This is a genomic window from Pantoea sp. M_10 (assembly GCF_008631515.1).
Lineage (GTDB): Bacteria > Pseudomonadota > Gammaproteobacteria > Enterobacterales > Enterobacteriaceae > Pantoea > Pantoea anthophila.
The window spans coordinates 241,568-267,520 of the sequence record NZ_VWUL01000001.1; the positions used below are offsets into that span (position 1 = coordinate 241,568).

Annotated in this window: 30 protein-coding genes; 14 read left to right on the top strand and 16 right to left on the bottom strand. The window is 58.9% G+C overall.

Annotation, left to right across the window (positions count from 1 at the left end; all coding sequences use genetic code 11):
* Positions 1-115 precede the first annotated feature (115 nt).
* Positions 116-382, top strand: a complete 267-nt coding sequence (locus F3I47_RS01170) for a DksA/TraR family C4-type zinc finger protein (RefSeq protein WP_009090111.1) — start codon at positions 116-118, stop codon at positions 380-382.
* A 63-nt stretch (positions 383-445) separates the two neighbouring features.
* Here F3I47_RS01170 and F3I47_RS01175 read toward each other — a convergent pair whose 3' ends face one another.
* Both F3I47_RS01175 and F3I47_RS01180 read right to left on the bottom strand, forming a co-directional pair.
* The gene (locus F3I47_RS01175) at positions 446-544 is read right to left on the bottom strand and encodes a YoaK family small membrane protein (protein ID WP_008925225.1); all 99 of its coding nucleotides are present in this window, start codon (positions 542-544) and stop codon (positions 446-448) included.
* Positions 545-585: 41 nt separating this feature from the next.
* Positions 586-909, bottom strand: a complete 324-nt coding sequence (locus tag F3I47_RS01180) for a hypothetical protein (protein WP_058957917.1) — start codon at positions 907-909, stop codon at positions 586-588.
* Between the two features lie 359 nt (positions 910-1,268).
* Between F3I47_RS01180 and rhaT the strand changes: the two genes are divergently transcribed.
* Positions 1,269-2,303, top strand: a complete 1,035-nt coding sequence (gene rhaT / locus F3I47_RS01185) for an L-rhamnose/proton symporter RhaT (protein WP_009090114.1) — start codon at positions 1,269-1,271, stop codon at positions 2,301-2,303.
* A gap of 241 nt (positions 2,304-2,544) precedes the next feature.
* Here rhaT and rhaR read toward each other — a convergent pair whose 3' ends face one another.
* Both rhaR and rhaS read right to left on the bottom strand, forming a co-directional pair.
* Complete coding sequence (rhaR, locus tag F3I47_RS01190; RefSeq protein WP_046101868.1) at positions 2,545-3,411, bottom strand: HTH-type transcriptional activator RhaR; 867 nt, start codon at positions 3,409-3,411, stop codon at positions 2,545-2,547.
* A gap of 11 nt (positions 3,412-3,422) precedes the next feature.
* Positions 3,423-4,244, bottom strand: a complete 822-nt coding sequence (rhaS, locus tag F3I47_RS01195) for an HTH-type transcriptional activator RhaS (protein WP_150029555.1) — start codon at positions 4,242-4,244, stop codon at positions 3,423-3,425.
* Positions 4,245-4,535: 291 nt separating this feature from the next.
* Here rhaS and rhaB point away from each other — a divergent pair, with 291 nt between their 5' ends.
* Genes rhaB through rhaM form a run of 4 tightly spaced genes read left to right on the top strand, consistent with a single transcriptional unit; the run spans position 4,536 to position 8,415 of the window.
* A complete protein-coding gene (gene rhaB / locus F3I47_RS01200) occupies positions 4,536-6,008 on the top strand; it encodes a rhamnulokinase (protein WP_150029556.1) in 1,473 nt (490 codons plus the stop codon).
* Complete coding sequence (locus F3I47_RS01205; RefSeq protein WP_150029557.1) at positions 6,001-7,257, top strand: L-rhamnose isomerase; 1,257 nt, start codon at positions 6,001-6,003, stop codon at positions 7,255-7,257. The genes rhaB and F3I47_RS01205 overlap by 8 nt, the downstream gene beginning before the upstream one ends.
* A gap of 11 nt (positions 7,258-7,268) precedes the next feature.
* Positions 7,269-8,111, top strand: a complete 843-nt coding sequence (gene rhaD / locus F3I47_RS01210) for a rhamnulose-1-phosphate aldolase (RefSeq protein ID WP_140925414.1) — start codon at positions 7,269-7,271, stop codon at positions 8,109-8,111.
* The gene (gene rhaM, locus F3I47_RS01215; RefSeq protein ID WP_150029558.1) at positions 8,101-8,415 is read left to right on the top strand and encodes an L-rhamnose mutarotase; all 315 of its coding nucleotides are present in this window, start codon (positions 8,101-8,103) and stop codon (positions 8,413-8,415) included. Before rhaD ends, rhaM begins: the two co-directional genes overlap by 11 nt.
* A gap of 33 nt (positions 8,416-8,448) precedes the next feature.
* On the opposite strand, the gene F3I47_RS01220 is transcribed toward rhaM, so the two are convergent.
* Complete coding sequence (locus F3I47_RS01220; RefSeq protein ID WP_150029559.1) at positions 8,449-9,099, bottom strand: TetR/AcrR family transcriptional regulator; 651 nt, start codon at positions 9,097-9,099, stop codon at positions 8,449-8,451.
* Between the two features lie 308 nt (positions 9,100-9,407).
* Between F3I47_RS01220 and F3I47_RS01225 the strand changes: the two genes are divergently transcribed.
* Positions 9,408-9,665 carry a DUF1471 domain-containing protein gene (locus tag F3I47_RS01225; RefSeq protein ID WP_009090125.1) on the top strand — a complete coding sequence of 86 codons (258 nt, stop codon included), beginning with the start codon at positions 9,408-9,410 and terminating at the stop codon, positions 9,663-9,665.
* Between the two features lie 36 nt (positions 9,666-9,701).
* Complete coding sequence (locus F3I47_RS01230; RefSeq protein WP_009090126.1) at positions 9,702-9,959, top strand: YdgH/BhsA/McbA-like domain containing protein; 258 nt, start codon at positions 9,702-9,704, stop codon at positions 9,957-9,959.
* 62 nt (positions 9,960-10,021) lie between these two features.
* On the opposite strand, the gene F3I47_RS01235 is transcribed toward F3I47_RS01230, so the two are convergent.
* The 4 genes from F3I47_RS01235 to F3I47_RS01250 all read right to left on the bottom strand — a co-directional run bounded on the left by F3I47_RS01235 (position 10,022) and on the right by F3I47_RS01250 (position 13,619).
* Positions 10,022-11,206: a sugar transporter gene (locus tag F3I47_RS01235; protein WP_009090127.1), complete on the bottom strand. Its 1,185-nt coding sequence runs from the start codon at positions 11,204-11,206 to the stop codon at positions 10,022-10,024.
* Positions 11,207-11,379: 173 nt separating this feature from the next.
* Positions 11,380-11,919 carry a cytochrome b561 gene (gene cybB / locus F3I47_RS01240; protein WP_150029560.1) on the bottom strand — a complete coding sequence of 180 codons (540 nt, stop codon included), beginning with the start codon at positions 11,917-11,919 and terminating at the stop codon, positions 11,380-11,382.
* 111 nt (positions 11,920-12,030) lie between these two features.
* Positions 12,031-12,291, bottom strand: a complete 261-nt coding sequence (locus F3I47_RS01245) for a hypothetical protein (protein ID WP_009090129.1) — start codon at positions 12,289-12,291, stop codon at positions 12,031-12,033.
* A 179-nt stretch (positions 12,292-12,470) separates the two neighbouring features.
* Positions 12,471-13,619 carry an MFS transporter gene (locus F3I47_RS01250; protein ID WP_276047097.1) on the bottom strand — a complete coding sequence of 383 codons (1,149 nt, stop codon included), beginning with the start codon at positions 13,617-13,619 and terminating at the stop codon, positions 12,471-12,473.
* Between the two features lie 202 nt (positions 13,620-13,821).
* On the opposite strand from F3I47_RS01250, the gene F3I47_RS01255 reads away from it, so the two are divergent.
* From F3I47_RS01255 to F3I47_RS01270, 4 genes are all read left to right on the top strand, one after another.
* Positions 13,822-14,727 carry a LysR family transcriptional regulator gene (locus F3I47_RS01255; RefSeq protein WP_009090131.1) on the top strand — a complete coding sequence of 302 codons (906 nt, stop codon included), beginning with the start codon at positions 13,822-13,824 and terminating at the stop codon, positions 14,725-14,727.
* A 118-nt stretch (positions 14,728-14,845) separates the two neighbouring features.
* Positions 14,846-16,063: an ROK family protein gene (locus F3I47_RS01260; RefSeq protein ID WP_150029562.1), complete on the top strand. Its 1,218-nt coding sequence runs from the start codon at positions 14,846-14,848 to the stop codon at positions 16,061-16,063.
* Positions 16,064-16,176: 113 nt separating this feature from the next.
* Complete coding sequence (bioD, locus tag F3I47_RS01265) at positions 16,177-16,875, top strand: dethiobiotin synthase (protein ID WP_150029563.1); 699 nt, start codon at positions 16,177-16,179, stop codon at positions 16,873-16,875.
* 180 nt (positions 16,876-17,055) lie between these two features.
* Positions 17,056-18,432 carry a uracil-xanthine permease family protein gene (locus F3I47_RS01270; protein WP_150029564.1) on the top strand — a complete coding sequence of 459 codons (1,377 nt, stop codon included), beginning with the start codon at positions 17,056-17,058 and terminating at the stop codon, positions 18,430-18,432.
* Between the two features lie 267 nt (positions 18,433-18,699).
* Here F3I47_RS01270 and osmV read toward each other — a convergent pair whose 3' ends face one another.
* Genes osmV through F3I47_RS01290 form a run of 4 tightly spaced genes read right to left on the bottom strand, consistent with a single transcriptional unit; the run spans position 18,700 to position 22,138 of the window.
* Positions 18,700-19,836 (bottom strand): osmoprotectant ABC transporter ATP-binding protein OsmV, encoded by a 1,137-nt coding sequence (gene osmV, locus F3I47_RS01275; RefSeq protein WP_009090137.1) that lies wholly within the window; start codon positions 19,834-19,836, stop codon positions 18,700-18,702.
* A complete protein-coding gene (gene osmW / locus F3I47_RS01280) occupies positions 19,836-20,483 on the bottom strand; it encodes an osmoprotectant ABC transporter permease OsmW (RefSeq protein WP_009090139.1) in 648 nt (215 codons plus the stop codon). The genes osmV and osmW overlap by 1 nt, the downstream gene beginning before the upstream one ends.
* Positions 20,484-20,492: 9 nt before the next feature.
* Entirely contained in the window at positions 20,493-21,404 is a 912-nt protein-coding gene (locus F3I47_RS01285; protein WP_150029565.1) for a glycine betaine ABC transporter substrate-binding protein, read from the bottom strand.
* A 17-nt stretch (positions 21,405-21,421) separates the two neighbouring features.
* Positions 21,422-22,138 carry an ABC transporter permease gene (locus F3I47_RS01290; protein WP_009090143.1) on the bottom strand — a complete coding sequence of 239 codons (717 nt, stop codon included), beginning with the start codon at positions 22,136-22,138 and terminating at the stop codon, positions 21,422-21,424.
* 391 nt (positions 22,139-22,529) lie between these two features.
* On the opposite strand from F3I47_RS01290, the gene F3I47_RS01295 reads away from it, so the two are divergent.
* Complete coding sequence (locus F3I47_RS01295) at positions 22,530-23,996, top strand: MDR family MFS transporter (RefSeq protein WP_150029566.1); 1,467 nt, start codon at positions 22,530-22,532, stop codon at positions 23,994-23,996.
* Positions 23,997-24,035: 39 nt separating this feature from the next.
* Here F3I47_RS01295 and F3I47_RS01300 read toward each other — a convergent pair whose 3' ends face one another.
* Positions 24,036-24,335 (bottom strand): DUF1161 domain-containing protein, encoded by a 300-nt coding sequence (locus tag F3I47_RS01300; protein WP_009090146.1) that lies wholly within the window; start codon positions 24,333-24,335, stop codon positions 24,036-24,038.
* Between the two features lie 45 nt (positions 24,336-24,380).
* Positions 24,381-24,704 carry a DUF1283 family protein gene (locus F3I47_RS01305; RefSeq protein ID WP_150029567.1) on the bottom strand — a complete coding sequence of 108 codons (324 nt, stop codon included), beginning with the start codon at positions 24,702-24,704 and terminating at the stop codon, positions 24,381-24,383.
* 133 nt (positions 24,705-24,837) lie between these two features.
* On the opposite strand from F3I47_RS01305, the gene F3I47_RS01310 reads away from it, so the two are divergent.
* Positions 24,838-25,164, top strand: a complete 327-nt coding sequence (locus F3I47_RS01310) for a YnfA family protein (protein ID WP_150029631.1) — start codon at positions 24,838-24,840, stop codon at positions 25,162-25,164.
* 30 nt (positions 25,165-25,194) lie between these two features.
* On the opposite strand, the gene ydfG is transcribed toward F3I47_RS01310, so the two are convergent.
* Positions 25,195-25,941: a bifunctional NADP-dependent 3-hydroxy acid dehydrogenase/3-hydroxypropionate dehydrogenase YdfG gene (gene ydfG / locus F3I47_RS01315; protein ID WP_009090152.1), complete on the bottom strand. Its 747-nt coding sequence runs from the start codon at positions 25,939-25,941 to the stop codon at positions 25,195-25,197.
* Between the last annotated feature and the right edge of the window lie 12 nt (positions 25,942-25,953).

Here is a 25,953-nt window from a genome sequence, read left to right on the forward strand (position 1 = left end):
TGCCAGTGGCGGCATCTGGCTGGCAGCCAGTGACAGATAGTGCGCTGCTCTGCGGCAAAAACGTCAATATGTTGTAGATTTATAGAAGCAATGTAATGAAAAAAGGGGGTGTATCATGGCTAACGGATGGGCGTCAGAAGGCGCAGTACAGGAGCAGATTGACAGCACCGTCAATGATGGCATCGAGCGGGTGAGGCAGTCGCTCGGTCATGGCGAAAGCGCGACCGAATGTGAACTCTGTGGCGAGCCGATTCCTGAAGCCCGCCGCCAGGCGCTGAAAGGGGTACGCTACTGCGTAGCCTGTCAGGAAAAAATCGATAAACAGCAGCAGACCAGCAGTTTATACAACCGTCGGGGCAGTAAAGACAGTCAGCTGCGCTAACCGTGACCCGTAGTCGGCCACGCCGGGGGACGGGCAGCGCGCGTCACGCTGCTGCCTTAGCCGTTACGAGCCTGGCATGGCCAGACCGCTGCCGATAAACCACGCCAGAAAGCCGACGCCTGCCACAATGATGGCGATCGGAAACAGGATGCCAATTCTCATACTCTACCTGCTGCAAACAGCACTATGGGGGCGCAATCTTATCATGAGATCTGCAGCACTGCGCGATGGGTTTTCAGCAGCGTAAAGAGCTGAAACTGCGTGGCCTCCGTCTCCTCCCTTAACACCTCTCCCTTCTTATACAGAATATGCTCGATATGCCCCAGCTGACGCCAGACCACAATCGCGGAGGCGATCAGCGCGCAGTGCTGCTCCGCCTGTATACATTCGATGGTGGCGTAGTGGGCTTCATCCATGCCATTCACAAACACCTTTAGCGCCTCAGCAGGCACTATCGCGCGGATGTCATCCAGCATCACCCGGCTGACTGCCTGCGAAAGAAACAGTGTTAACCACTTAGTCGTCATCCTGAACCCTGAACCGATCAATTTTCCCCAGTGTATACGACCTTGCAGATGGGAATGAAAGGCTTCTTTGCGCCTCTGCCACGCGGTTGGCGTGCATGGCAGTGACGCGGGAATTGTGCTGCGCCACACAGCAGAAAGGGGAAAAACAGTGAATTATAAGTCACTTACCCGTTCAGGCAGCCCGGCCTCTGACAACTGCAGAATTGTGATCCCTGACAGCAGCATCGGGTCAATATTGCCACTCCGTGCGGGCTTCCGGCATTCATCCAAAGGCTGAGGAATCGATGCAAACCGTAGACTGCCTGCTGAGCGGAAGCTGAGCGCTTTCCGACAGACCTCAACTAAACCGGGGAATAACAATGAACAGTGCCATTATTGCGGGGATTTTCTGGCATTTTGTCGGCGCTGCCAGCGCCGCGTGTTTCTACGCGCCGTTTAAGCAGGTAAAACGATGGTCCTGGGAAACCATGTGGTCGGTGGGGGGCCTGATCTCCTGGCTGATCCTGCCGTGGGCGGTCAGTGCCATTCTGCTGCCCGACTTCCGGGCTTATTACAGCAGCTTCACGCTGTCGCAGCTGACACCCGTGTTTCTCTTCGGCGCGATGTGGGGCATCGGTAATATCAACTACGGACTGACCATGCGCTATCTCGGCATGTCGATGGGCATCGGCATCGCGATTGGTATTACGCTGGTGGTCGGCACGCTGATGACGCCGCTGCTGCAGGGGCGCTTTGGCGAGTTATTTGCCTCTGCGGGGGGGCGGCTGACCTTACTGGGCGTGCTGGTGGCCCTGGCTGGCGTCGGGATTGTGTCGCGTGCCGGATTGCTGAAGGAGCGGGCGCTGGGGATCAACGCCGAAGAGTTTAATCTCAGAAAGGGTCTGCTGCTGGCGGTGATGTGCGGCATCTTCTCGGCGGGGATGTCCTTTGCGATGGATGCCGCGAAGCCGATGCATCAGGCCGCCGCGAATCTGGGGATCGACCCGCTCTATGTGGCGTTACCCAGCTATGTGATCATCATGGGCGGTGGGGCGCTGGTGAACCTGGGCTTCTGCTTCTGGCGGCTGGCTACCCGACCCGATCTGTCAGTTCGCAGGGACTTTTCCGTCGCCAGGCCGCTGCTTATTGCTAATACCGCGTTCGCCGTGCTTGGCGGCACCATGTGGTATCTGCAGTTTTTCTTTTACGCCTGGGGCCACGCCCGAATCCCGCCGCAGTATGACTATGTCAGCTGGATGCTGCACATGAGCCTGTATGTGCTGTGCGGGGGACTGGTAGGCCTGCTGTTGAAAGAGTGGAAGTCAGCGGGCCGCCGCCCGGTCAGTGTGTTATCGATTGGCTGCGTGGTCATTATCATCGCGGCAAACATCGTTGGGCTGGGTATGGCAGCGTAAGCCGCAGGCATCCTGCGGCGCGGAGGAGAACGGGCATGTCTGACAGGCTCGTTCCGGGTGTTCTCAGGCGGTTAGATCGTGCCTGCACAGGGAACAGGGTCAGATCGGAAAGTCGCTTAAGCCATCCATGGCCGCTCGGCCCGCGCCGTCCCTGGCGCGGGACGCTTTCCTCCTCTGACCCTGTTCCCTGCGCTTTGTACTTTTGCGCTGCGGTATTCAGCGCTCTGGTCTGACGCCCGTGTTATTCCGGTTCGGCGCTTTTCAGCGCTGGCCCGGAGGGGAGAAATCGCTGACGCCAGGCACTGGGCGTGAGGCCGGTTTCACGGGTGAAAACCACGGAAAAATAGTTACTGTCATCGAAGCCGCAGCGGGCCGCCACTTCGCTGATCAGGCACGCCTGCGTTCGCAGCAGATATTTTGCCTGACAGAGCTGTAACTGACGCAGGTAATGGCCGATGGTCATCCCGGTCTGCTGACGGAAAAGCTGTTTCAGCGCCCGTTCGCTCAGCTGGTTTTGCTGGCAGAACGCTGCCAGATCAAACGGCCGGGAAATCGCCCCCTGCAACGCTGACATCAGCAGATCGAGCTGTTCCCCCTCCGGCAGAACCCAGGGGCGATCGGCGGCGTAGCCGTGACGCCGCAGAATCAGCACCAGCTGCAGAAACAGGGCTTCAGAGAGCTGAACCGACAGGGGATCGCTCTTGCGACTTTCACGCTCCAGCTGGCTGATCACACCGCGCGCCAGCCCCATACCGCGGGTGGTCAGACGCCAGCAGCCAGGGGCTTCGGGGCCCTGTGGCGGCAGCAGGCTATCCCAGTCAAGCGCCAGACCAAAGCGGTCGCGGCAGTAGAGAATGTTATCCAGCACCAGATCGTTAACGCTGTCGTAGCTATGGCAGTCGCTGTCGCGGATAAAAAAGAGGTCGCCGCAGGTGATGAGCCAGGGGCGATCGTTGAGGACGTGCAGGCCATTACCGCGCCAGACGATGACGATTTCGCTGAACTCGTGTCGGTGCGGCGGAAAAGAGGGCTGTGGCATCCTTTCGGCAACCGCCACCGGTAAACTGGGGGCGGGAAAATAGTCATCACGACTGAGTATCAACGCCATAGTCGGCTCCTTTACCTCATCTGCTGGCGCTCCGCTCGCGGGGCGCAGCCAAATTCGCGCCTGAACAGGGTAGAGAAATGGTTGCTGTCTCCAAATCCACACTGGAAGGCGATGTCGGTAATGCGCAGATCGCTGTGACGCAGCAGGTGACGCGCCTGTAACAGGCGCAGACGGTTCAGATAACGCTGCGGGGTACTGCCGGTCTGCTGCTTCATCTGTCGGTGCAGCGTTCGCAGCGACAGAGAGAAACGGTCGGCCAGTTCATCCCAGACAATCTCGTCACTGTAATGATCCGCCAGCCAGTCCAGCAGGCGATGCAGCCGCGCCTCCTGATCCTGACGACCGCCATCACGACAGGCTTCACGTAACAGCACCAGCAGCTGTAAAAAGAGCTGCTCCTGCCGCGCCTGCCTGTCCAGTGACCAGGCCTCGTGCTGCTGCATCTGCGCTGCCACACTCAGGGCCTGCGCCATCACCTTCTGATTGATGCGCCAGTGAGAAGGATAATCCCCATCCCGTTCGCACGGCAGCAGCGCCTGCAATCCGGAGAGAAAACGGAACGCGCCGGGGCTGCGATAGAGCACATTGGTCAGGCAGAGGTTATCCGTCTGTTCATAAAGGTGACGATCGTGATCGCGGACAAAGCAGACACAGCCGGCGCAGAGCGTTTGTGGCTGACCATTGAACACATGAATCCCGGCGCCGTGCTCAACCAGAACGATTTCATGAAAATCATGATGATGCTCCGGAAAGGGGGCCTGGGGAATGCGGGGTTCAATCGCAATCGCGTAATCGCCGTCAGGAAAAAAATCCGCACTGTGCAACAGAGTCATGATCGTCCCTCACTGATTAACAAAACTGCAACGCAGTCTAATCAGGACGCCGTTACCTTACCTTGAATTTTCAGCACGTCTCAGCAGGAATCCTGCTGATTTTTCAAGAAATCCCCGGTAGTTAACAGATTTGCGGCAGGGGTCACATCGTGCTCACTGCTGCCTCTGTGATCTCTCTCACGACATTCTTTGCAGGTCTGCCAGGGCACCCCGGCCGCTGGCACTGCCGGGAAGGTGTTCAGGCGACCCGATTTTTACTCTGTGACCACTTAATCACAGGGAAAAGCCACCATGACCAGGCGAAATATCATTGCTATCGATCTCGGCGCATCCAGCGGCCGGGTCATGCTCGCCCGCTGGGATGACGCGCAGCGCCAGCTGGATCTGCGTGAAATCCGCCGTTTTGAAAACCGGCGTCTGCGTCGTGCCAGCTATGACTGCTGGGATCTGGCGATGCTGGAGCAGGCGATCCGTGCCGGGCTGGAGCAGGCTGTTGAGGAGGGGATCGTGCCGGACAGTATCGGCATCGACACCTGGGGCGTGGATATGGTGCTGCTGGATGCGCAGGGTGAGCCGGTGGGTGAAGCGGTCAGCTATCGTGATGCACGCACCCACGGCCTGATGGCGCAGGCGCAGCAGGAGCTGGGCCACAGCGCCATCTATGCAAAAACCGGCATTCAGTTTCTGCCTTTCAATACGCTCTATCAGATGCGCGCCCTGCATCAGCAGCAGCCTGACTGGCAGGCGCGAGTGGCACATGCGCTGATGATCCCGGATTACCTGCACTTCCGCCTGACCGGCAACCTCAACTGGGAGTACACCAACGCCACCACCACCCAGATGCTCAATATTCACAGCGGCGAGTGGGATCGCGATTTAATTGGCTGGGCGGGAATTGAGGCAGGCTGGTTCGGTCAGCCGCAGGCGCCGGGCAACACAGTGGGACACTGGCGGAGTCAGCGGGGCGAGGCGGTGCCGGTCATTGCGGTGGCCACCCACGACACCGCCAGCGCAGTGCTGGCCACGCCGCTGCTGCAGGAGGATGCCGCCTATCTCAGCTCCGGCACTTGGTCGCTGATGGGCTTTGAAAGCCTGCAACCCTATGCGAGCGAGGCGGCACTGCGCGCCAATATTACCAACGAAGGCGGCGCTGAAGGCTATCGCGTCCTGAAAAATATCATGGGTTTATGGTTGCTGCAGCGTCTCTGTGCTGAACGGCAGATTGACGACCTCTGTGCGCTGATCGCTGAGACCGCCCGTCAGCCCGCCTGTCTTTCGCTGATTAACCCCAACGATCCGCGCTTTATCAATCCTGACAACATGGTCAGCGAGATTCAGAAAGCCTGCGCAGAGCAGGGCATGCCCGTGCCGCAATCCGCCGCTGCGCTGGCCCGCTGCATTTTTGACAGCCTGGCGCTGCTCTACCGTCAGGTCATCAGCGAACTCGCCGCGCTGCGCGGGAAGCCCTTCACCCGGCTGCATGTGGTCGGCGGTGGCAGCCAGAATCGTTTTCTGAATCAGCTCTGTGCGGATGCCTGTGAGATTCCGGTGCTGGCCGGGCCGGTAGAGGCCTCCACGCTGGGTAACGTCGGCTGCCAGCTGATTGCCCTCGGCGAACTGACGGATGTCGCCGATTTCCGCAACTGCGTGATGAACACCTTCCCCCTCGAAACATTCGAACCACACATTTCAGACGTCTTCGCGGCCAGTCAGGCCCGCTTCGCGACGCTGAGTCAACCCGCAGAGGAACCCGCTTATGACTAAGCAGACAGAACAGGCCTTTGAACTGGCTAAACAACGCTATGCCGATATTGGGGTTGATGCTGAACAGGCTATTCGCCAGCTCGACACAATCCCGGTTTCCATGCACTGCTGGCAGGGCGACGATGTGCGGGGATTTGAAAACCCGCAGGCCGCCCTCACCGGCGGCATTCAGGCGACCGGCAACTATCCGGGACGTGCACGCAACGCCAGCGAACTGCGCGGTGATATCGATAAGGCGATGTCGCTGATCCCCGGCCTCAAGCGCCTGAACCTGCATGCACTCTATCTGGAGAGCGACAGGCCGGTTGAGCGGGACGCTATTGAGCCGGTGCATTTCGCGCGCTGGGTCGAATGGGCCAGGGAACGGGGCGTGGGGCTCGATTTTAACCCCAGCTGCTTTTCACATCCGCTCAGTGCTGACGGGTTTACGCTGTCGCACAGCGATCAAACCGTGCGCCAGTTCTGGATCGACCACTGCAAAGCCAGTCGCCGCATCTCCGCCCACTTTGGTGAGCAGCTGGGCACGCCCTCGGTGATGAACATCTGGGTACCGGACGGCATGAAGGACATTACCGTCGACCGGCTGGCGCCGCGTCAGCGTCTGATGAGCGCACTGGATGAGGTCATTGCGGAAAAACTCAACCCGCAGCATCACATCGATGCGGTAGAGAGCAAGCTGTTCGGTATCGGCGCAGAGAGCTACACCGTGGGATCAAATGAGTTTTATCTCGGCTACGCCGCCAGCCGTCAGACGGCACTGACCCTGGATGCGGGCCATTTCCATCCTACCGAGGTGATCTCCGACAAGATCTCCGCCGCCATGCTCTATGTGCCGCGCCTGCTGCTGCACGTCAGCCGTCCGGTGCGCTGGGACAGCGATCATGTGGTGCTGCTAGATGATGAAACGCAGGCTATTGCCAGTGAGATCGTCCGTCACCAGCTGTTCGACAAAGTGCATATCGGCCTCGATTTCTTTGACGCGTCGATAAACCGGATTGCGGCCTGGGTTATCGGCACCCGCAACACCCAGAAGGCGCTGCTGCGCGCCCTGCTGGAGCCGACCGATCGTCTGCGTCAGGCTGAGAATGGCGGAGATTACACCGCGCGGCTGGTCTGGCTGGAAGAGCAGAAATCCCTGCCGTGGCAGGCGGTGTGGGAAGCCTGGTGCCTGCGTCATGACGTTCCGGCTGACGCCAGCTGGTTAAGTGATGTGCGCCATTATGAACAGCAGATTTTGAGCCAACGTTAAGGGATTTCATTATGCAAAGCATTCTTGCTTCAGAGTTTGTAAAGGGAATGGTTAAGGCAACCAGCGACATGTGGCTGAAGGGATGGGATGAACGCAATGGTGGCAACGTCAGCCTACGGCTGAGTGAGGAGGAGGTGAGTCCCTACAGGGCTGATTTCTGCCAGGAGCCTCGCTGTTTCGAGCTGAGTCAGCCCGCCCCGGCGCTGGCAAACGACTGGTTTCTGGTGACCGGGTCGGGAAAATTTATGCGCAACGTTCAGCTGGACCCCGCGGACTGCCTGGCACTGCTGCAGGTCGACAGCCAGGGGCTCTCCTGCAAAATTCACTGGGGGCTGGTCAACGGCGGGCTGCCGACCTCGGAGCTGGCGTCACATTTTCAGTCGCATGCGGTGCGCAAGGCGGTCAGCGGCGGCAGAGATCGGGTGATTATGCACTGTCATGCCACCCACTTTATGGCCCTGAGTTATGTGGTTGAGATGGATTCGGCGCGCTTTACCCGCCTGCTGTGGGAGGGGAGCACCGAGTGTCTGGTGGTCTTCCCGGATGGCGTGGGCGTGTTGCCCTGGATGGTGCCCGGCACCGATGAGATCGGCGCCGCGACGGCGGCGCAGATGCAGTCGCACACGCTGGTGATGTGGCCGTTCCACGGCGTCTTTGGCACCGGCCCGACGCTCGATGAGACGTTTGGGCTGATTGACACCGCCGAGAAATCATCTGAAGTGATGGTTAAGGTGCTGTCGATGGGCGGGATACGTCAGAGCATCACCACAGAACAGCTGGTCGCGCTGGGTAAACGTTTTGGTGTCACGCCCTGGCAACCAGCACTGGATGCGGGGCCTGCCCATGTTGCGTAAAGCCTTTGTGATGCAGGTCAATCCGGATTGCCATGCAGAGTATGAGCGTCGTCACTCACCTATCTGGCCCGAACTGGCTGAAACGCTGAAAGCACATGGTGCCCGTAATTACGCCATCTGGCTGGATGAGGAGCGGCATCTGCTCTTTGCCAGCGTGGAGATTGAATCGGAAGCGCGCTGGAACGCGGTGGCGCAAACGGCGGTCTGTCAGCGCTGGTGGGCCTCCATGAAGGATCTGATGCCCTCTCATGCGGACAACAGTCCTATCAGTCAGCCGCTCCGGCCGGTCTTCTTTCTCAGCTGAACGTGCAACAGGGCGGGAATCCCGCCCTGAATCTTACCGCTGAGCCTGACACAGTCCTGTCAGGGTAGGCCACATCGCCATCAGCGTATCGATAATACTCTCCAGGTCTGTGCGCTCCGCACCCTCCCGCGCCCGCACTGACATGCCCTGAAGCAGACAGCTCAGATAGCGCGACAGCGCAGCAATGTCCACTGACTCTCCCAGTTCACCACGCTGCTGACGCGAGCAGAGGAAATCCTTTAAAACCTGCTCCTGTGACTGATGCTGCTCTTGCAGCATGGCCGCAATATCCGCGGAAGCCGCCGACAGGGCGCTTGAGGTGCAGATAAAGAAGCAGCCGCCGGGCGAATCGCGTTCGGTAAAGCAGGCCGCGGTAGCGCGGAAATAGGCCTCTACCGCCTCAGAGACCGCCAGCTTATCATCGCCCAGTGCCGCGTCACGCCAGGCGCTGAATTTCTCAACATAGCGCTCCATTGCGGCGCGGAACAATCCCTCTTTATTGACGAACTCCGCATAGAGCGTCGGTGCTTTAGCACCGGTTGCGGCCACCAGATCGGCGAGCGAGGTGCCTTCGTACCCGTGGGTCCAGAACAGGGTCAGTGCCTTATCGAGCGCAGCTTCACGATCGAACACTTTGGGACGGCCACGGCATTTCCGGGTATCGCAATCCTGAACCTGACTCATACATCCTCTCTGACTGGGGAACACTCTATTAAATTACCGATCATTATAAAAATGTGCAAGGGCGGAGAGGCAGGCCGTCCTCTGGGGTTGCCATTTTGTGCGCCAGCCCGGTTTTATCGCCCCTATGGTTAAGTCAGAAAAGGGGCTGAAGCCCATAATCACGCCACTTCGCGATTAAAATAACGCTCATTAAATAAATATTGACGGCCAGCCTGATCGGGGGCTATCATTTATTTAACGGTCGTTAATTAAATAGCGACAACCGATTTCAGACCCACTGAACACGATCACTGAAAAGAGAGAAGATTATGAAAACCATCAAAACTACCCTGGCTGTTCTGGCACTCACCACACTGACTTTTGGCGCGTCTGCCGCTGACCTGGTTACCAGCGAACCGGCTAATCAGCAGCCTGTCGGCACCATCTCTGTGCTGGGCGGCACCAACCTGAGTTCAGTCGAAGCGCAGCTCAACGCCAAAGCGGATGAAGCCGGTGCGAAATCGTTCCGCATCACCTCAACCAGCGGTCAGAACAAACTGCACGGCACGGCTGTGATTTATCAGTAACCGGGCATCCGGCAGAAAATGAAGAAGGGGTTCGTTATGAAACGTATCAGCATGATAGTGGCCGCGGCCCTGCTCAGCGGCCTCTCATTCGCCAGCGTGGCGGCGCAGCAGGTGAGCAGCACGCCTCTTGATCAGCAACGCGTGGGCGTCATCAGCGCGACGGGGAGCAGCAATCTGACCTCGCTTGAGCAGCAACTGTCAGAAAAGGCCAGCGATGCGGGTGCAAAGTCTTTCCGCATCACTTCGACCTCTGGCAGCAACAACCTGCATGGCACCGCCATTCTCTATAAATAAGAGAAACAGGCTTCAGATAACCTGCTTATCTGAAGCCTTTTTTTATCCTCTCCGCGCCGGTCTTAGCCATTACTGCGAAGCTGAGGATAACGGCGAAAAATATAGACACACCACAGTAACGCCACCAGACCGATCATCCCCCCGACGTTGCCGACTTCCGACATATTCAGATAGAGACTGACCTGGCTTCCCAGCAGCGCGCCTGCGCCTATGCCGATATTGTAGATGCCGGACATGAGTGACATTGCCACATCCGTTGCATCCGGCGCCAGAGACAGCACCCGCACCTGCATACCCAGTCCAATCATCATCATCGCCATGCCCCAGACGATGCACAGAATAGCGATCGCCGTCGGACGAACCGCAGCAAAGATCAGCAGTCCCATGCAGAGGGTAATCAGCGCAATCGCGGCAATCAGCAGCGCGGAAGGGAATTTATTGCCCAGGGTGCTGAACAGCACGCTGCCCAGAATACCCGCAGAGCCAAACAGCAGCAGCAGCAGGGTGGTGAAATTGCCGCTGGATTGCGCCACGCTCTGCATAAAGGGCTCGATGTAGCTGTAAGCCGTGTAGTGCGCGGTCACCACAATGGTCACCAGCAGATACATGCTGACCAGCGCCGGACGACGAAACAGCATCGGCACGCTGCTCAGTGAGCCGGTGTGTTCACTGGGCAGACGCGGCAGTATCCGTACCAGCATGATCATCAGTACCAGTGCCGACAGGCCAATCGCGCCGAAGGTGGTTCGCCAGCCAAGATACTGACCCACCACGCGGCCAATCGGCACCCCCAGCACCATGGCCAGTGCGGTTCCGGTCGCCAGCATACTCAGCGCCTGCGTTTTCTTTCCGGCCGGGGCCACGCGAATAGCCAGTGAAGCCGTGATCGACCAGAACACCGCGTGAGAGAGGGCGATGCCGACGCGTGAAACCATCAGCGACCGAAAGTCCCAGGCGAAGGTCGACAGAACGTGACTGACGATAAAGATCGTAAACAGTACTCCCAGCAGCAGTCGCCGCTCCACGTTGCGCGTCAGCAGCATCAGCGGCAGTGACAGCAGCGCGACCACCCAGGCGTAGATCGTGAGCATGATCCCGACATCCGCCGTCTGCATGGAAAAGTCAGCCGCAATGTCCGAAAGGAGACCCACCGGTACAAATTCGGTGGTATTAAATACAAAAGCCGCGATGGCCAGCAAGACCACGCGTAGCCAGGCAGTTTTACGTGAAACAGTTGTTGGTTGCATGAGGTGTCAAATCTGTCAGTACAGCGAATTCGGATGTGGCAGACATCCAGCGAAAGTGACCTGCGTCACAAATTACAGACCATTGTAGTGAATAAAGCGGGAAGCGAAACCTGATAACCGGCTTTTAGGGCGGAAATTTTTTTATCGCCCCGTTCAGGGGCGACGGGATGAGATTACTGATCGCGGCGAGGCGGCATCATGCGCAGCAGGGTATTGTCTTTAAGCAGATAGTGATGAAACAGCGCCGCCGCCGCATGCAGCCCGATCAGCCAGTATCCCAGCGGTGCCAGGGTTTCATGCCAGTCGATCAGCATATCCGCCAGGTCAAAATTGGGCTCCGGTGCAACCGGCATGCTGATGCCAAACAGCCACCACTCCCGCCCCTTGAGGTAGCGCGACGACAGGCCGAGGATCGGCAGGGTGATAAACAGGGCATAGATCAGGGTGTGCGTCAGATGAGCCACCCCGGTCTGCCAGCGCGGCGCGGCTGGCGTAATGGGTGGCGTGCGATGACGGGTACGCAGAAACAGGCGGGCGATCATCAGCACCAGAACGGTCGCACCTGCGCTGAAGTGGGTGATGATCATGGCGTACCCCTGCCAGGAGCCGCGCTGCACAAAGCCGCGCAGCTCAATGGTGGCGTAGGCTGTCACGACCAGTAAAAAAGTCAGCCAGTGAAGGGCGATCTGAGAACGCGCAAACTTATCCCGCATCGTGCTTTCCATCAAAAAGAGTCAGGAAGAGTAACATAACGGAAAACGGCGCTGATGCTTAACAAATTAGCGCAGCGGTAAGTAAATTTCACGCCGACACCATCCGACAGCTTAGCGTGACCCCGGCGTATGTTTCTGGGCGACGCTGAGCGGCGTCTCCGGCAGGTGGCTGGCATTAATCGGGCAGCAGTTCTCACAGCCGATAGCCCCCACGTAATATTTTTTTGCCTGAAGAATGGCGGCATTGACGTGATAAAAACTGCCCAGAAACAGTCGGTTTTCCATGTCGGGAAGATGCGGGCAGCCAGCAGCATGCACCACATGATTATCGTTATATCCCGATTGTTTATTGACGTAGTAGTAGAGAGCCACAGACGTTCCTTGTTGCCGTGTTAAGAGGCAAAGCAGATGAAATGATTCAATAAAACCGATTATAGCGGGAATTGTGGGGTTTTTTCGCGGGGGATTTTCAGCGAAGAGGATGAGCGACAGTCAGCGTGTTGTGCTGCCAGGCCTGGTGAGGCCATCCGGGCCTGGCAGAGAGAGGAAACTCAGAGCTTTTTGCGGTGCAGATGCCAGGCCACCAGCAACGCCAGCAGCAGCAGGGTGCTGATAAACAGCGTGATGCCGTGCCAGCCAAAGTTATGCCAGAACAGACCGCCCAGCGTCCCGGCGACGCTGGAACCCACGTAATAGCTGAACAGGTAAAGCGATGAGGCCTGGCCGCGCGCCCGGCGTGCGCGCGGGCCAATCCAGCCACTGGCAACCGCATGGGCGGCAAAGAAACCGGCGGTGAACAGCATCATCCCCGGCAGGATCAGCCAGAGCGAGTTGAACGCCGTGATCAGCAGTCCCAGCAGCATAATGGCGGTAGCACCCAGCATCACCGGTCCCCGTCCCAGTCGGCTGGTCAGCGCACCCGCTTTCGGCGAACTCCACGAGCCGGTGAGATAGACCACCGACAACAACCCGACCACGGCCTGACTCAGATGCCAGGGGGCATCCAGCAGCCGGTAGCCGATGTAGTTAAACAGCGTGACAAAGGCACCCATCAGCAGGAACCCTTCGGCAAACAGCCAGGGCAGGCCAGGATCGCGCCAGTGCAGCCGGAAGTTAATCAGCAGGTTGCGCGGACGCAGCGTGATGGGGCGGAAATGACGTGACGCGGGAAGGATCTTCCAGAACATCAGCGCCGAAGCCAGCGAAAACAGCCCTATCACCGCCACGGCGATCCGCCATGAGAAGAGGTCGGTCAGCACACCGCTCAGCAGACGCCCGCTCATGCCGCCGATAGAGTTTCCGCTGATATAGAGCCCCATAGAGAAGGCGACGACCCGCGCATCCATCTCCTCGCTGAGGTAGGTCATGCCCACCGCCGCCACCCCGCTGAGCGACAGCCCCATCAGCGCCCGCATGATCAGAATGCCGTGCCAGCTGCTCATGGTGGCTGAGATCAGCGTGCAGATGGCGGCCAGCATCAGGGCTGTTACCATCACCGATTTGCGGCCGATAGCATCCGAAAGCGGCCCGGTCACCAGCAGGCCCAGCGCCATCAGGCCGGTTGAGATAGAGAGTGACAGGCTGCTGGTTGCCGGTGAGATGCCAAACTGATGCGAGAGCACCGGCAGGATCGGCTGGACACAATAGAGCAGGGCAAAGGTCGCCAGACCGGCGGAGAAGAGCGCCAGCGTCACGCGCATAAACTGCCGCGAACCCCGACGGATATAACCTGACGCAGCCACCGGTTCTGAAGGCACACGACCCGCCTCGTCATTTACCGCGGCGGCCTCTGTTGAGTGACTCACACACTTTCCTTTAAGGGTAAAAAAACCTGTCGTCAGCTTAGGCGGGCATCATTATGATGTCTAATATATTAATAATCTTAAATGAGACGTTTCAGATATGAATATTGAGTTGCGTCACCTGCGCTATTTTATTGCGGTGGCCGAGGAGCTCCATTTCGGGCGCGCGGCCCGGCGGCTGAACATCTCCCAGCCGCCACTCAGTCAGCAGATACTGCAACTGGAGGCAGAAACCGGCGCCCGACTCTTTAACCGGACCAACCGCAGCGTTCAGCTGACCGCTGCCGGACAGCAATTGCTGAACGATGCCCGCGCCATCCTGCTGCAGGTTGAGCAGGCGGCCGACCGGGCAGCCCGGTTGCACCGGGGAGAAGAGGGCGGGCTGCGAATCGGGTTCACCTCCTCGGCGCCTTTTACCGCGGTGGTCTCCGACGCGCTGTTTCGCTTTCGCCAGCGCTGGCCGCAGGTGCATATTCAGATGCAGGAAATTAATACCCGCCAGCAGCTGGCCCCGCTGCATGAGGGGCGGCTCGATCTTGGCGTAATGCGCAACACGCCGCTGCCCGCCGATCTCGCGCATCAGCTGCTGATGAGCGAGCCGCTGTGTGCGGTGGTGCACAAAGCGCATCCGCTGGCCGATGCCGGCGCGATCTCCGTCACCGCGCTGGCCGCCGAACCCTTCGTCTTCTTTGATGCCCAGGGCGGAACTGCGCTCTACAGCGATATCCTGGCGCTGCTGCATCGCTATCAGATCCAGCCCTATATCACGCAGGAAGTGGGGGAAGCGATGACCATTCTGGGGCTGGTGGCAACCGGTCTTGGCGTCTCCATCCTGCCCGCCTCCTTCCGCCGGGCGCAGCTGGCCGATCTGGTCTGGCTGCCGCTGACGGAAGAGGATGCCATTTCAGAGCTGTGGCTGGTCTGGTCAGCCAGCCGCGAAATCACCGCACCGATGGCGAATATGATGGCGCTACTGCGGGAAAACCGGCCCGGAAGCACGCTTTGACAGAGGCCAATATGTGCGATAAATCACATTTCTAATCAAATATTTGACGCTGTTGCCTGATCTGCCTCACCATGGCGCATGTTTATTTAGAAGCGCGAAAATAACCGGGAGCAGGGTTGTGAATCCGGACAGTCAACCTGGCCATATTGACCAGATCAAGCAGACCAATGCAGGTGTCGTATATCAGCTGATTGACCGTTATGGTCCCATTTCGCGTATCGAACTTTCCCGCCGTGCCCAGCTTGCGCCAGCCAGCATCACAAAAATTGTGCGTGAAATGCTGGACGCGCATCTGGTGCAGGAGACGGAGTTTCAGGAACCCGGCAGTCGGGGCCGTCCGGCCATCGGGCTGATTCTGGACACGGAGGCCTGGCACTATCTGGCCATTCGTCTGCATCGCGGTGCCATGACCTTTACGCTGCGCGATCTCAGCAGTCAGGCGCTGGCCGAAGAGAGCCTGCCGCTGCCCGATGAATCCGCTCAGCCGCTGCTGACCGCTCTGATTGAACAGGTGGATGCCTTCTTTATCCGTCATCAGAAAAAGCTGGAGCGTCTGACGGCCATCGCCATCACGCTGCCGGGGCTGATTAACGCCGCGTCAGGTGTGGTGCATCGGCTGCCGGGCTATCAGGTGCGTGATATGCCGCTGGGCGATGCGCTGGGGGCGCACACGGGATTGCCGGTGTTTGTGCAGCACGATATCTCCGCCTGGACGCTGGCGGAGTCGCTGTTCGGCGCTTCGCGCGGCGCGCAGGATGTGATTCAGATCGTGATCGATGAAACGGTCGGAGCCGGAGTGATCAGCGGCGGCCAGCTGCTGCATAAGCGGGGACGGGCGCTGGTCGAGATCGGCCATACGCAAATCGATCCTTATGGTCAGCAGTGCTACTGCGGCAACCACGGCTGTCTGGAGACGGTCGCCAGCACCGGCAGTCTGCTGGCGCTGGCGGCGCAGCGGCTGGCGGCCCAGCCCGACAGCCTGCTTAATCGTCAGGAGCTGACGCTGTCATCATTATGTGAGGCCGCCCTGTCGGGCGATCGCCTGGCGCGCGATACCATAGCCAGCGTCGGTCATCATGCAGGCCGGATTCTGGCGATGATGGTTAATATTTTTAATCCACAACATATTCTTATCGGTTCTCCGCTGAATGCGGCGGCAGAGGTGCTGTTTCCGGCGGTGAGCAACACTATTCTGCAGCAGTCCCTGCCTGCCTACAGTGCGGGCATTCAGCTGGCCCCCACCGAATTCAGCGAACCGGGCACACTCGGTGCCGCCGCGCTGATCAAAGACGCTCTCTATAACGGACACCTGTTAGTAAAACTGTTGCAAGGTTAAGCGGGCCTGAACTTGCGCTAACGCAATCTGTTCTCATTCTGGATTCCTTAAAATGCCGTTTCGCAGCAGGGCTAATCACCGATTAGCCGCAACGCTTTGAGAGGAGAAGTGGAGTGAACAGACTATTTGTTACCGGCACCGATACGGCTACAGGCAAAACGGTGGTGTCCCGCGCCCTTTTGCAATGTTTTATTCAGAGCAACGTCACTGCCGTCGGCTATAAGCCTGTCGCGCGCTGCGCGGTCAAAACCGCTGATGGCCTGCGTAACAAAGATGCACAGGTTCTGCAAAGCGCTTCATCCATCGACCTGCCTTATGAGGCGATTAATCCGCTGGTGTTTGAGGAGGAGGAGATCTGCACCCACCCCAGCCAGATGATCGACTATTCCCGGCTGACTCAGGGTCTGACACATCTGACGCAGCAGGCCGATCGGGTGGTGGTGGAGGGCACCGGCGGCTGGCGCAGTCTGATGAACGACGGACGTCCGCTCTCGCGCTGGGTCGCAGAACAGCAGCTGCCGGTTGTGCTGGTGGTGGGTATCCAGTCGGGCTGCATCAGTCATGCGCTGCTGACCGCGGAAGCCATCGCGCACGATGGCCTGCCGCTGGTAGGTTGGGTGGCTAATCGCGTCAATCCGGGGCTGGCGCACTACAGTGACATCATTGAGGTGCTGCGTGAAAAGATTGCGGCACCGCTGCTGGGTGAACTTCCTTATCTGCCCCGTCCTGAACAGCGCGATCTGACCTCCTGGATCGATATTTCTCTGCTGAAGCAGCCCGATCTGCACGCTGTGAGTGCAAAGATCGCCTGATACTGAAACAAAACAAGTCATCTGAGCGGGTTGTGAGCCTAAAGTTTCAGGCTCGCGACCCGTTTGCTGCAACTATTTCCGCTTATATTTGAATGACCTGGATCGTTAACCGCGAATCCCCGACGTGATGGCGCAGAAAATGCATTAACTCCGCTAACCACACAGAGCTGGAGCACCACCATGTCGCACTCGCACGAGAAAGGTTTGTTATATGGGCTTGAAGCCCGCATTGGTCCCGTACCGGCATTCTTTGCCGCACTGCAGCATCTGCTTGCCAGCGTCGTCGGCATTATCACTCCGCCGCTGATTATCGGTTCGGTGCTGGGACTGCAGGCCTATATTCCTTATCTGATCAGCATGTCCCTGTTTGTTTCTGGACTGGGCACCTTTATGCAGGCCCGGCGCTTTTATGGCGTCGGTGCCGGGATGATCTGTCTGCAGGGCACCAGCTTTGCGTTTCTGGGTGTGATCCTGTCGGGTGGGTTAATGATCAAGGGGCGTGGCGGTTCGCCTGAAGAGATTCTGGCGATGCTGTTTGGCTGTAACCTGGTAGCGGCACTGATCCCGGTGGTCATCAGCCGCTGCGTCGGCGCGCTGCGTAAGGTGCTGACGCCGGTCGTCACCGGCACAGTGATTACGCTGATTGGTATCAGCCTGATCAAAGTGAGCATCACCGACTGGGCGGGCGGTCACAATGCCACGGACTTTGGCGCGCCGGGAAATCTGGCGCTGGGTGCGCTGACGCTGCTGGTGATTGTGGCGCTGAACCGCTCGCGAAACCGCTGGGCGCGGCTGGTTGCCGTGGTCGCGGGTATCGCCGTGGGGTGTGTGGCGGCGGCGTTAACCGGCCATCTGCAGCTGAAGGCCGCGCCGGAGAGCAGCTGGCTGGTGCTGCCAGCCTTTTTCCGCTTTGGTTTCGCCTTCGACTGGACCATCTTTCTGCCTATCGCGCTGGTATCTGTCATCGCGGTGATTGAAGCGGTGGGCGATCTGACGGCCAACTGTCTGATTTCACAACAGCCGATCACCGGTAAGCCTTTCCAGCAGCGGCTGCAGGGCGGTATTGTCGCCGATGGCCTGAGCTGCGTGCTGGCCGCGGTTTTCTCGGCCTTTCCAAACACCACCTTTGCGCAGAATAACGGTGTCATCCAGATGACCGGCGTTGCCAGCCGCTACGTGGGAATGCTGCTGGGTATTATGCTGGCGCTGCTGGGGCTCTTTCCGGCGGTTGGCTCCCTGCTGCAGCAGATCCCACCGCCGGTACTGGGCGGCGCGACCGTGGTGATGTTTGGCAGCGTGGTTGCGGCCGGTATCCGGGTGATGACCCAGACACCGCTTGGTCGCCGCGAGATGCTGATCGTCGCGATCGCCTTCGGCATCGGGCTGGGTGTGGAAGCGGTGCCGGACGTGCTGAAGCAGTTCCCGCCGCTGATCGGCAGCCTGTTTGGTCATGCAGTCACTACCGGTGGCATCCTGGCCATTGTGCTGAATCTGGTGCTGCCGGATGAGGCGCGGACGGTGGAAGAGGTTGAGGCGGAGACGCTGACGGAGGGATGACCGGCTGAGAGGAATCCGCCAGCGGGACGGGTTGCCAGCCTGTGGCCCGGCTTGCTGTAAGATCGCACCTGCGCAGGGAACAGGGTCAGATCGGAAAGACGCAAAAGATGTCATCCATGACAGGCTCGGCCCGCGCCATCCCTGGCGCGGGACGCTTTCCTCTTCTGACCCTGTTCCCTTCGCCTTAAGCAACGTTATTGCGGTTTAATTCGGGCCTGTCCACGGTAACAAAAAAGGGCCGTGTGGCCCTTTCATCTACAGAGGAGTCTACGTATTCAGACGACGACGCGTGCGGCCTGAACTCAGGTAGTCGGCGATATAATCCTGCGAAATCTCACCGCTGTAGCGACCCTCCTCATCAACAATCGGCATCCAGACCGTGTTGTGTTCATAGAGCTTTGACAGCACCACGCGCAGGTTCTCTTCCGCTTTGCCGGTCACCTTAAAGGTGTGCAGGCGCTCTTCACAGCGGCCGCTGACGTTGCGCGCCTCGCGACGCTTCACGAAGCCCAGCGGTTTGCCATCCTCATCGACCACGGTAATCGAGCGCATATCGTTCTCATCCATGGTGCCAAAGGCTTCCTCCAGCGGCGTAGAACGACGCACGGTAATGGTTGGCTGCTGATCGGTAACGTCCCCCGCCTGCACCAGCAGCAGGCGCTTCAGCGTGCGGTCCTGACCGACAAACGAGCCGACGAAATCATTCGCCGGTGTGGCCAGCAGCTCATCCGGGCTGGCGCACTGCACGATCTTACCCTGACCAAACACCGCAATCCGGTCGCCGAGCTTCAGCGCCTCATCGATATCGTGACTCACCAGCATTACGGTTTTCTTCAGCTGACGCTGCATATCAAGAAACTCGTTCTGAATGACTTCACGGTTAATCGGGTCAACCGCCCCGAAAGGCTCATCCATCAGCAGCACCGGTGGATCCGCCGCCAGCGCACGAATCACCCCGATGCGCTGCTGCTGACCGCCGGACATCTCTCGCGGATAGCGATGCAGGAATTTAGTCGGGTCCAGCGCCACCATGCTCATCAGCTCGGTCGCGCGCTCGTGACACTGCTTCTTATCCCAGCCCAGCATGCGCGGCACCACGGTAATGTTCTCTTCGATGGTCATGTTCGGGAACAGTCCAATCTGCTGGATCACATAGCCGATGTTGCGACGCAGGGTGGTGGTGTCCTGTGTACTGGTATCTTCGCCATTGATCAGAATCCGGCCACTGGTGGCAGGGATAAGGCGGTTAATCATCTTCAGGGTGGTGGTTTTTCCGCAGCCCGATGGCCCCAGGAGGACGCACATCTCACCGGCTGGCACATGCAGGCTGACGTTATCGACGGCTTTGTTGGTGGTACCGTTTTTCTGGGTAAAGGTTTTCGTCAGGTTTTCCAGCGTGATCATTATCGAATCCCCTTAGGAGTCAGCGCCTGCTGCAAACGGTGCAGCAGCCAGTCAAGAACAATAGCCAGCAGACAGATCATCAGTGCCCCGGCAATTAACATGCGAATATCACTGCCGCTGATGCCATCCAGCAGCAGCTGGCCCAGGCCGCCGGCTCCAATCACGGCGGCAATCGCCATGACGCCGACGTTCATCACCACGGCGGTGCGGATGCCGCCAAAAATGACCGGCAGCGCCATCGGGATCTCCACCCAGCGCAGACGCTGCCAGAAGGTCATACCGATACCACGACCCGCCTCACGCAGACCGCCCGGCAGGTTCTCCAGTGCGGTGTGCGTGTTGCGCACAATCGGCAGCAGGGAGTAGAGGAACACAGCGGTGATGGCGGGCAGCGCACCGATGCCCTGACCGATCAGTGAAAAAAGCGGGATCATCAGACCAAACAGCGCAATGGTCGGGATGGTCAGCACCACGGTGGCGATGCCGAGGATCGGGGCCGCCAGCCACCGGACCCGGACAATCAGAATGCCGAGCGGCACGCCAATGACAATCGCCAGTCCGACCGCGACCAGCACCAGCCAGCTGTGCTGCCAGCTCAGGGTCAGCAGGGTATTCCAGTTATCCATGATGTAGTGAAGGGTATCCACAGTGCCTCCTTACAGCATGTTTTTGGATTGAAGGAAATCACGCGCCACTTTCTCCGGCGACTGATGATCGATGTCGACCCGCTTGTTTAGCTCGGTAATCGCCTCATCGGTGATCTGCGCCGAGAGCTGATTGAGCGCGGTGTCCAGACCCGGATGGCTTGCCAGCACATCCTGACGCACCACGGGCGTCACGTTGTAGCTGGGGAAGAAATGCTTATCATCTTCCAGCACTTTCAGGTCAAATCCTTTTACCCGGCCATCGGTGGTGTAGATCAGACCGGCATCGACAAAGCCGTCGCGAATGGCGTTATAGACCAGTCCGGGGTCCATCTGCCGGATCTGCGGGCGATCCAGCGCCAGGTCGTAGGTTTTCTGCAGCGGCTTCATGCCGTCGCTACGCCCGGAAAACTCCAGGTCCAGCCCGAGTCGCCAGTTATGGTCCGGGTCGGTCTTCCGCACCTGCTCAATCTTTGCGACCAGCTGCGACATCGTACTGATACCCTCTTTTTCGGCCCGTTTCCGGGTCATGGAAAAGGCGTAGGTGTTGTTCATCGGTGCCGGGTCAAGCCAGACCAGCCCCAGTTTTGCATCCAGTTTTTTCACCGTCTCATAGGCCTGCTGAGAGGACATCGGCTGGCTGATGTGGTTGAAGATAATCAGTGAGGTCCCGGTGTACTCCCAGACCATATCGATCTGCTTATTCAGCAGCGCGTTACGGCCGATGGTGGTGGCAATATTCCGTTTGGGCACCACCTCAAAGCCTTTCTTTTTCAGCCACAGTACGGTCATGGCGGAGAGAATATGCTGCTCGGTAAAACTCTTGGTCGCCATCACCAGCGGGGCAGCCGCCTGTGCCGTCTGGCTTAGCAGCAGCGTTGCGGTAAGCGCCACCACGCTCTTCTTTATCCAGTGCGTTAGCATTGCAAAGCTCCTTGTGGTCAGACCGCCGCGTGCGGACTCAGTAAGCGGCCCAGTGCAGCCAGCAACATATCCAGCACCAGTGCCACCAGTGCGGTAGCAACAGCGCCGAGGATCAGCGTCGGAAAGTCATTCAGATAGATGCCGGGGAAGATCAGCTCGCCGAAGCTGCTGGCCCCGATCAGGAACGCCAGCGGGGCGGTTCCGACATTGATGGCCGTTGCGATGCGCACGCCGGAGAGGATCACCGGCAGGGCATTCGGCAACTCCACCCGGCGCAGACGCTGCAGTTTAGTCATACCGATGCCGTTGGCGGCTTCAATCAGTGACGGGGGAACGGCGCTCAGGCCGGAGAAGGTATTGCGGACGATAGGCAGCAGCGAGGCCAGAAACAGGGCTATCAGCGCCGGACGGTCGCCAATCCCGATAATGACCATCGCCAGAGCCAGCACCGCCAGCGGCGGCAGGGTGTTACCGATGTTGAAAATCTGCATCACATACTCGGCCCAGCGGCGGGCAAACGGGCGACTGAGCAGGATGCCGCTGGGAATACCGACCAGCAGGGCGAACAGCATTGACCAGAACACTAAGAAGAGGTGTTGTTGCCCGAGATAAAGCAGGTCGACCTTACGAGCGACCAGCTGATCCCAGCCGAGGCCCCAGATCAACACCGCAATCACTGCGACCACTGCAAGCAGTGCCAGACCGGCGCGTCGAGCCAGTGAAGCATTTTGCATAGGAGAATCTCCCTGATAACGATCTCAATTGTTATAACAGCGCTAAACAGTCCGACAGATGCAGCAAAAAAGGCCGCCGCACCCAAAACCGAAACTGCGATAAAATGTAGACAAAATGCGTATTTACCTACTCTTTTTCAGTGAACACTGAGAAAGATGCTTTACTGCTATAGCAGCCCTTTACCCGGCAAGCCAGCTTTTCAGCCTTTCTCAGGCGAGTGAGAAACTGGTTAAAATGGTGTTAAGGCCGCGTAGCCACTGGGCTGATGCGTCAATAAAAAAAATTCATCGACTTTTAGTGACACCGTCACAGATGGTGCAGGAAATGCGCACGTTCAGGAAACTGCACGGGCTGATTTTCAGCTAGCCTTGCTGATAAAAAAGGAACCCTATGACTGAAAGCGCACAACTCCGGACCGGACACCGCCACTGGATACTGATTGCCTGCATGCTGGCGATGTTTATGGCGGCTATCGAAGTCACCATCGTGGCCACCGCCATGCCCACCATCATTGCCGACCTCGGCGGTTTTTCGCAGTTTGGCTGGGTCTTCTCCATCTATCTGCTGACGCAGGCGGTCAGCGTGCCGCTCTATGGCCGGCTGGCGGATAAGGTGGGGCGTAAAACCATGTTTTTTACCGGCACCTCCCTTTTCCTGATCGGATCGGTGCTGTGTGGCTTCGCCCACTCCATGACCTGGCTGATCCTGTTCCGGGCGTTTCAGGGGCTGGGGGCGGGCGCCATCATGCCGATCAGCTCCACCATCGTGGCGGACATCTATTCGCCGCGCGAGCGCGCCAGCGTTCAGGGCTGGCTCTCCAGCGTCTGGGGAGTGGCGGCCATCGTCGGGCCGCTGACCGGTGCCTGGCTGGTGCAGCACTTCAGCTGGTCCGTGATTTTCTGGGTCAATCTGCCGATTGGCCTGATCAGTATGCTGATGCTGGCGCGCTGGTTACCGGCGCATCAGCAGGAGGAGAAATCGGCTCCCCTCAATCTCGCGGGCAGCGGCTGGTTGATGCTCTGCGTCTCCGCGCTGCTGGTGGCGCTGTTGCAGGCCGAGCTGCTCGGATACTGGCTGATCCCTTTTCTGCTCTGTTCACTGCTGGCAGGCTGGCAGCTGAAACGCCACGAGCAGCGGGCCGCGGCACCGCTGTTTCCGCTGGTGATCTGGCGCAGCCGGCTGATCATTGCCGGTAATGCGGGCAACCTGATTATCGGCGCGGCCATGATGGGGATCAGTGCGTTTCTGCCGACCTGGATTCAGGGGATCCGCGGCGGCACGCCGTTACAGGCGGGCAGCGCGCTGGCAATGATGTCGATTGGCTGGCCGCTGGCCAGCACCCTGAGCGGCAGGCTGATGCTGCTGACCTCCTATCGCTTTACCGCCCAGCTCGGCGCGCTGCTGCTGGTCAGCGGCAGCGCCTTACTGCTGCTGCTTCAGCCCGCGAGCTCACTCTATCAGGCGGGCTTTACCGCCTTCCTGATTGGCACCGGCATGGGGATGACCAGCACCACGTTTCTGGTCTCCGTGCAAAACGAGGCGGACTATCAGATTCGCGGCATCTGTACCGCCTCGGTGATGTTCAGCAGGATGATCGGTTCGGCGGTGGGCACGGCGATCATGGGAGCAGTGCTCAATCTCAATCTGCAGTGGCGGCTGCCGCAGGTGGCCGATCCGGTGCAGCAGATTATGTCTGAACCCAGCCGTCAGCAGCTGGCGCCGCAGGCGCTGCAGGAGATGGTGCAGGCGATTGCGGCCTCACTGCACTGGGTGTTTGTGGTGGCGCTGGTGATTGCGCTGTTTGCGCTGGGTGTGGCGTGGATGATGCCGCGTCAGCGGCCGGAACTGGCGGAGTAAACGGCAGGGCGACAGACCGTCGCCCTGATTAACACAGGTTTATTGCTGCGCAGGCGCGTCCTGAGAACTGCCTGCACTGGCGGGCACGCTGGCCTCGTCATCCCGGCCGGTGCGCTTGTAAACAATCTTCTGGCTGTCGTTTTCACAATGCCCGACCACCTGACCGCCCGCCTGATCGACCTGATCGTTGGCGACGATGTCGAGAGTGAAGCCCGATTCAGGCACGCCGTTCTGAACAATTTTCTGACTGATGTCGGCTTTTACCGATTCGCAGGAAGCCTGCGCCATCAGCGGCAGCGAGAACAACGCTGCGGTGAACAAAACCCTCTGTAGCTTCATCACGTCTTCCTTATGTTAGTCGTCCGTCATTACTATAGCGCAAATTCAGGGAGTGACCGGGCGGCCTGAGCGGCGGTCCAGACAGCGCAGGGTGTTAGGCTCCCAGTAGGCATTCAGATTGAGGCTCTGCTCGCACTTGTCGCGGGTGTCGAACGCGCGGTCGGTTTTATCAAACTCTTTTTCTACGCGGCTGTTCACCTTGTTGCGTAGCATCCGCGTGTCATTCCATTGCTCTTTATTCTGGCGAGCCGCTTCGTTACTCAGGGCAGAACTGCCATCTTCGATGATCAGGCGGTTGGTGGTCGCACCCGCCGTGATGGCGGTACCAGACAGCAGAACCAGAAGCAGAGCAGGGATCATTTTTTTCATCAGACTATCCTTTCGTTATCGCCAACATCGCCATCCGGGACGGCTGTTGCAGCGGGTCCGGCTAGTATATCATCGCCGTTTCTTTGCTCACCAGTGGTGCGTGGTTTGTTTAAGTTCAGGAGAGGTAAGGGTGCTGATTAAAACCGCCTTGCTGTTTTTTATCACCGCCCTGGCGGAGATCACGGGCTGCTTTCTGCCGTGGTTATGGCTGAAAAAAGGCGGCCCGGTCTGGCTTTTACTGCCGGCGGCGGCCAGCCTGGTGCTGTTTGTCTGGCTGCTGACCCTGCATCCTGCCGCCAGCGGCCGGGTCTATGCCGCGTATGGGGGCGTCTATGTGCTCACCGCGCTGCTCTGGCTGCGGGTGGTGGATGGCGTGAAGCTGAGCGTCTGGGACTGGAGTGGCGCACTGATCGCGTTGAGCGGCATGCTGATTATCGTTCTGGGCTGGGGACGTGGCTAGCGCCAGCCGGGAGAGCTGGCGCGCAGAGGATTAAGGCTTGTGCACCTTCAGGCCCGCCAGCGTCTGGCTGACCGGCATCATCTCCAGCGTGTTGATATTGACGTGCGCTGGCAGTGTGGCCACCCAGTAAACCGCTTCCGTGACATCTTCCGGGGTCAGGGCGGTGGCACCCTCATAGACCTGACCAGCTTTGTCATCATCACCTTTAAAGCGGACGTTAGAGAACTCGGTGCCGCCCACCAGCCCCGGTTCGATATCGGTCACGCGCAGCGCGGTGCCGTGCAGATCGGTGCGCAGGTTCAGGCTGAACTGCCGCACAAACGCCTTTGTGGCCCCATAGACGTTGCCGCCGGCATAGGGCCAGCTACCGGCAATCGAGCCGATATTGATGATATGGCCCACGTTACGCTCGACCATCTGTGGCAGCAGGGCGCGGGTCATATAGACCAGGCCTTTCGTATTGGTATCGATCATATTTTCCCAGTCTTCCACACTGGCTTTGTGCGCGGGCTCTATGCCCAGCGCCAGACCGGCGTTGTTCACCAGGATATCGATAGCGCGCCACGCCGCCGGTAACTGCGCCACAGCTTCTTCGATGGCGGCGCGGTTCCGCACATCCAGCTGGACGGTGTAAAGATTCTCACCCAGCTCATCTTTCAGCGCTTTTAAGCGTTCGGCGCGGCGTCCGCTGGCGATCACTTTGTGCCCGTTTTTGATAAAGCGGCGGGTAATACTTTCACCAAAACCGGCCGTCGCACCGGTGACAAAAATAATCATCTCACTGTTCCT